This window comes from Roseateles sp. (assembly GCF_031397715.1).
In the GTDB taxonomy this organism is placed as follows: domain Bacteria; phylum Pseudomonadota; class Gammaproteobacteria; order Burkholderiales; family Burkholderiaceae_C; genus Paucibacter_A.
Genome location: NZ_JANNMI010000491.1, coordinates 1 through 5,228 on the forward strand (window position 1 = coordinate 1; position 5,228 = coordinate 5,228).

The window sequence follows — 5,228 nt, forward strand, 5'->3', positions numbered from 1 at the left end:
GCCAAGCCCAAGGACATTCGTTTTGGTGACAACCTACCTAAGACCCGCTCCGGCAAGATCATGCGCCGGCTCTTGCGCTCGGTTGCCAAGGGTGAGGCGGTCACGCAGGATACGAGTACTTTGGAGAACCCGGCGATTCTCGATCAGTTGTCTGAAGCCAACTGATCGAGAGATGGCCGCGTAGCGGCCATCGGCGCCGGAGGCGCTCGCCGGGTTTGGGATCACTCATATCGCGCAGCGATGTGGGTGATCACAGAACCCATCTGTCGGAAGCCGATTGATTCAGGGGATGCGAGCCAAGCTCGCGTCGGCACCGCAGGCGCTCGCCGGGTCAGGGACCACTTGGGAGCGGCACGGCGTTTTGTTTCTTGAGAGGTGGCCGCCTAGTCGCCTATTTGCTCACAAGATATACTTGTATAGCAGTTGCCGACAGGAGCCCGTCATGCTTGCCATCCGATTACCCGCCGAAGTGGAAAGCCGCCTTGAGGCGTTGGCGCAAGCCACCGGGCGAACCAAGACTTTCTATGCGCGCGAAGCCATTCTTGAGCACTTGGACGATCTAGAAGATTTGTACCTGTCCGAACAGCGCTTGATTGAAGTTCGGGCCGGGCGCAGCAAGACCTACAGCTTAGAAGAAGTGGAGCACAAGCTTGGCCTGGCGGATTGAACTAGATGACGCGTCCAAGAAGGATTTGGAAAAACTAGACAAGCAAGTCGCTCGACGCATCACCGCATTTTTGCGCGAACGGGTGGCCCCGCTCGACGACCCCCGCAGCATCGGCGAAGCGCTCAAGGGTGCCAATCTGGGTGACTTTTGGAAGTACCGAGTGGGCGACTACCGAATCATCGCCAGCATTGAAGACGGCGCCGTGCGCATCCTGGTCGTGCGCATCGGAAACCGCAGAGAGGTGTACCGGACTTGAGCGGCACTTTTGCCATCATGCCGGGCCGGGCGCCCGGCCGCGATGCCGATGCCACTGAGCGCAAGGCTCGCGTACGGCTGGTGTGGAGCTTGCCCGTTAGAATCCTCCCCGATCCGAATCGCCCCCGATTCGCCCCGGCTACTTCCTGGAGATTTTCACAATGGCTTCCAACAATCAAGACGACAACGAACGCATCGCCCTGTGGCTGGTGGGCCTGGTCATCGCAGTTTTGCTGGTCAGCATCAGCTCTTATGTGCTGATCAAACAGCGCCACCGTGCCGCGCCCGTGTCGGCTTTAGCGCCTGCAGTGGCCGCAATGGCCGATCCCGATCTGTATGACGCCCCGCTCAGCGGCGAGTTGCTGGCGACCGTTCGGTTCGGCTTTGCCGAAGCGACGTTGCCGGTTGAGGCCGCCCCCGACTTGGCGCGTGCGATGGAAGCCTTGATGATGGCCGCGCCGACCCGCAAGATCGTGATTGCCGGTTTTCACGATGCCAGCGGTGACGCGGCCAAGAATGCCGAGCTCGCCAAGCAGCGCGCCATCGCGACCCGCTCGGTGCTCAGCGCGGCCGGCGTGGACGCTGGCCGCATGTTGCTGCGCAAGCCCGAGTCGACCTTGGCCGACGGCACGGCCGATGAAGCCCGCCGCGTCGAGATCCGTTTGTTGGACTGAGCGAATTCAAGGACTTGGCTTTAGCCCTTCAGCATTGAAAAAAACCGCCTTTGGCGGTTTTTTTGTGGCGATTTGAGACGCTAGCCGATGCGAAGCTGCCCCGGCTTGTCCTGCGCCTGGTCAATCCTGCCGACCGCCGCAGCGTCCCCGAAGCCATGCTTTTGAAACACCGCCAGCACGGCGTTCAGCGCCGCCGGCGCGCAAGACACCAGCAGGCCGCCGCTGGTTTGCGGGTCACTCAGCAGTGCTTGTGCCGTGCCGGAAAACGCCGCCGGCAGATGGATGTCGTGACCGTAAGCGGCCCAGTTGCGCCCCGACGCACCGGTGACCACGCCTTGGTCCGCCAACTCGGCCACGCCAGGCAACAAGGGCACTTTGGTCCAGTCCAGCCAGACATCGCAGCCGGCGCCGCGCGCCAGCTCCAGCGCATGGCCGGCCAGGCCAAAGCCGGTCACGTCGGTCAGCGCGTGCACGCCGTCGAGTGCCGCCAGGTCCGGCCCCGGTGTGTTCAGCTGCGTCGTCACGTCAATCATCCGCGCATAGCCGGCCGCGCCCAGCAAGTCTTTCTTCAAGGCCGCCGACATAATGCCCACACCCAGCGGCTTGCCGAGCACCAACACATCGCCCGGCCGCGCGTCGGCATTGCGCTTGACCCGGCTCGGGTGCACCAGGCCGAGTGCGACCAGGCCGTAAATCGGCTCGACCGAATCGATCGTGTGGCCGCCGGCAATCGGGATGCCCGCCGCTCGGCAGACCGAAGCACCGCCCTCCAGGATGCGGCCAATGGTGGCCGTGCTCAGCAGATTGATCGGCATGCCGACCAGGGCCAGCGCAAGAATGGGCCGCCCGCCCATCGCGTAAACGTCGCTGATCGCGTTGGTGGCGGCGATGCGGCCAAAGTCGAACGGGTCATCGACGATGGGCATGAAAAAGTCGGTGGTGGCGATCAGCGCCTGCTCGTCGTTGAGCTTGTAGACGGCGGCGTCGTCGGCGGTCTCGATGCCCACCAGCAGCTCCGGTGGCACCGGGAAGCCGGTGGTTCCTTTGAGGATCTCGGACAGCACGCCGGGGGCGATCTTGCAGCCGCAGCCGCCACCATGGGAGAGCGAGGTCAGGCGGGGTTCATTGGGGGTCATGGCGCTGGTTCCTTGTGCAGGGGTGTTGGCGGGTTCAACAGATCGGCGACGATGGCGCGCAGTCTGAATTTTTCTAGTTCGGGGTGAAACAGCAGGGCGCGGGCGGCGGCTTGCGTTTGCAGGGCTGCCAGCATAGCGGGATCAGCGCGACATTGCCGCAGCAGGGTGGCCAGACCTTGCGCGTCTGCCCATTCAAACAAGCCCAGATAGTCCTCGCCCAGCAGGCCGACGTTACCGTCGACCCTGGACGCCAGCACCGGCGTGCCGCTGCACAGGGCTTCGATCACGACATGGGCGCCGCCCTCAAGCCGGCTCGGATGCACCAGCAGATGGGCGGACTGAATGCGTTTGCGGGTGGCCTCATGGGCAAGTGCACCGAGCCAGCGGTAGGACGGGCAGCGCCTCATCAAGGCCTGCGCGGCCTGCCCGAGTGCCGGCTCCAAGGCGCTGCCGATATGGTCGAGTCGGATGTCTGCTCTGTCCGCCAAGAGTTCGGCCGCATCGAAGTAGGTTTGCGGCGATTTCACTGCCCGCAAATGGCCGACCATCAGCGCGCGCAGATGGCGTGGGGTCTTGGCCGTCAGGGTCTGCCGCGTCGTGCAAGACTGCAAACAGATATGGGCTTTGGCGCGCAACGGTTCGGGCAACGCTCGCAGGCCCAACTCATTCAAGACGAGCAGCGCGCTGGCCGAGCGCAAGGACGCCTGCGCGGCGGCGTCGCTGCGGATGTCCTGGTACAAATCGGTGCCGGTCAAGACCAGCAGCAGCGGCCGGGCTGGCCTTTGTTCGGCCCAGGCCTGCACACTGGCGGCCGAGCGCCGCGCATGCAGGGCCAGCATGAGATCGGCGGCCTGCCCGTCCCATTGTTTCGCCAAGGCGACGCGGTAGTGCTCGGACAAAAACCGCGCATAGCGTTGCGCGGTTTGCCAATTGCCGTTGTTGGCGTCGGCAAACGCAGGGGTGACGATTAGGATGGAGGGCCGCAGCATGGAGGGCTTTATACGTGATGAATGTGGATCAAGGCAGATTGGCACGCAGCGCCGGCACCGAGTGGCTCAAACAGGCTTTGACGGACGCACGCGCCGACACCTTGGCAACCTTGGCATGCTATGCGCATAGCCTGCCATCTGCCCTGACCGTGCCGATGTCCGCCGAGGTCAATCCGCCGCTCTGGGAGTTGGGCCATATCGGCTGGTTTCAAGACTTCTGGCTGAGCCGCAATCCGCTGTGGCGATGCGGCGTTAGCGCCGATCCCTTGAGCCCGCGCTACCCAGGTCGGCGCGCCAATGCCGACGCGCTGTACGACTCCAGCCGGGTGCCGCATACCCAGCGCTGGACGCTTGACTTGCCCGATTTGGCGAGCACGCGCGCCGAGCTGGCCGAGCAACTGGCGCAAAACCTGGGCCTGTTGAGCCAAGCCGACGGTTCGGCCGAGCAGCTGTACTTCTTCCGTCTGGCGCTGCTGCATGAGGACATGCACCACGAGGCGGCGCTGTACATGGCGCAAAGCCTGGGGATCAGCATCAACGACCCACGCTGGCAGGCGCAGGCCTTGGTCGGCGAGCGGGTGTCGAGGCGCGTAGGCGGCAGCAGGTGGCAACTGGTAGACACGGACCCCGGTGCCGGCTTTCATTTCGATAACGAGCTGGGCGACGCGGCGGTGGATTTGCTGCCGTTTGAGATCGACAGCCGCGTCGTCAGCTGGGCCGAGTTCCTGCCCTTTGTCGAGCAGGGCGGCCCTACACCGCGCTATTTGCGCCGGGCGCAAGGGGGCTGGCAGCAGCAGCGCTGGGGTGTTTGGCAGGACTTGAAGCCGAACCAGGCGGCCGTGCACTTGAGTGCCTTTGATGCCGAGGCCTGGTGTGCCTGGGCCGGCCGGCGCCTGCCGACCGAGGCCGAATGGCATTGCGCCGCAAAGACGCAGGGGTCAGGTTTTGCCTGGGGCCAGGTCTGGGAATGGACGGCCAGCGATTTCCTGCCCTTTGTTGGCTTCAAGCCCCACCCCTATTTGGACTATTCGGAACCCTGGTTCGGCCGGCGCCGGGTGCTGCGCGGCGCCTCGTTGTTCACCCAGCCGCGCATGCGCCATTTGGACTATCGCAATTTCTTTTTACCATCGCGAACCGATATTGCCACTGGGTTTCGCAGCTGCGCCGTACGCGCAAGTGCGACTTGAGTTCCAATGCGCGCTAGTCCTTTTTCCGGAGTGAGCCATGTCCAGCATCCACCGTCGTCGACTGAATCAAGCCTTCGTCGCCGCCAGCCTTGCCCTGATGGGCGTCGGCGCACAAGCGCAAGCGCAAACGCAAACGCAAACGCAAACGCAAACACCAGTGTTGCGCGTCACCGCCATCCCCGATGAATCGCCGACCGAACTGGCCCGCAAGGCCGCACCACTGATGCGTTACTTGGAGGCCCAGTTGGGTATGAGGGTCGAGTTCACGCCGGTGACCGACTATGCCGCCGCCGTGGAAACGCTGGTCAACAAGAAGATCG

The 5,228-nt window shown here is 63.9% G+C and carries 7 protein-coding genes; 5 read left to right on the forward strand and 2 right to left on the reverse strand.

All coding sequences use genetic code 11. The features are described from left to right. The first annotated feature begins 442 nt into the window (after nt 1–442). The 3 genes from RMO57_RS21865 (at nt 443) to RMO57_RS21875 (ending at nt 1,596) form a co-directional block, all read left to right on the forward strand. The gene (locus RMO57_RS21865) at nt 443–667 is read left to right on the forward strand and encodes a DUF6290 family protein (protein WP_310390296.1); all 225 of its coding nucleotides are present in this window, start codon (nt 443–445) and stop codon (nt 665–667) included. After that, nucleotides 651–923: a type II toxin-antitoxin system RelE/ParE family toxin gene (locus RMO57_RS21870; protein WP_310390298.1), complete on the forward strand. Its 273-nt coding sequence runs from the start codon at nt 651–653 to the stop codon at nt 921–923. Before RMO57_RS21865 ends, RMO57_RS21870 begins: the two co-directional genes overlap by 17 nt. Nucleotides 924–1,083: 160 nt before the next feature. Continuing rightward, on the forward strand, nt 1,084–1,596 hold the full coding sequence (locus RMO57_RS21875) for an OmpA family protein (RefSeq protein WP_310390300.1): 513 nt from the start codon (nt 1,084–1,086) through the stop codon (nt 1,594–1,596). A gap of 80 nt (nt 1,597–1,676) precedes the next feature. On the opposite strand, the gene selD is transcribed toward RMO57_RS21875, so the two are convergent. Together selD and senB are read right to left on the reverse strand one after the other, a co-directional pair. Beyond that, nucleotides 1,677–2,732 (reverse strand): selenide, water dikinase SelD, encoded by a 1,056-nt coding sequence (selD, locus tag RMO57_RS21880; protein WP_310390302.1) that lies wholly within the window; start codon nt 2,730–2,732, stop codon nt 1,677–1,679. Next, nucleotides 2,729–3,721, reverse strand: coding sequence for a selenoneine biosynthesis selenosugar synthase SenB (gene senB, locus RMO57_RS21885; RefSeq protein ID WP_310390304.1), 993 nt, complete (start codon nt 3,719–3,721; stop codon nt 2,729–2,731). Before senB ends, selD begins: the two co-directional genes overlap by 4 nt. 17 nt (nt 3,722–3,738) lie before the next feature. Here senB and senA point away from each other — a divergent pair, with 17 nt between their 5' ends. Further along, a complete protein-coding gene (gene senA, locus RMO57_RS21890; RefSeq protein WP_310390306.1) occupies nt 3,739–4,908 on the forward strand; it encodes a selenoneine synthase SenA in 1,170 nt (389 codons plus the stop codon). A gap of 37 nt (nt 4,909–4,945) precedes the next feature. After that, a partial coding sequence (locus RMO57_RS21895; protein ID WP_414896478.1) for a PhnD/SsuA/transferrin family substrate-binding protein occupies nt 4,946–5,228 on the forward strand: 283 nt, incomplete at its 3' end.

Excerpts from the sequence above, each read along its gene's own strand:
- RMO57_RS21865 (WP_310390296.1), top strand. The coding sequence starts at position 443 with ATGCTTGCCATCCGATTACCCGCCGAAGTGGAAAGCCGCCTTGAGGCG.
- RMO57_RS21875 (WP_310390300.1), top strand. The coding sequence starts at position 1,084 with ATGGCTTCCAACAATCAAGACGACAACGAACGCATCGCCCTGTGGCTG.
- selD (WP_310390302.1), bottom strand. The coding sequence starts at position 2,732 with ATGACCCCCAATGAACCCCGCCTGACCTCGCTCTCCCATGGTGGCGGC.
- senB (WP_310390304.1), bottom strand. The coding sequence starts at position 3,721 with ATGCTGCGGCCCTCCATCCTAATCGTCACCCCTGCGTTTGCCGACGCC.
- senA (WP_310390306.1), top strand. The coding sequence starts at position 3,739 with ATGAATGTGGATCAAGGCAGATTGGCACGCAGCGCCGGCACCGAGTGG.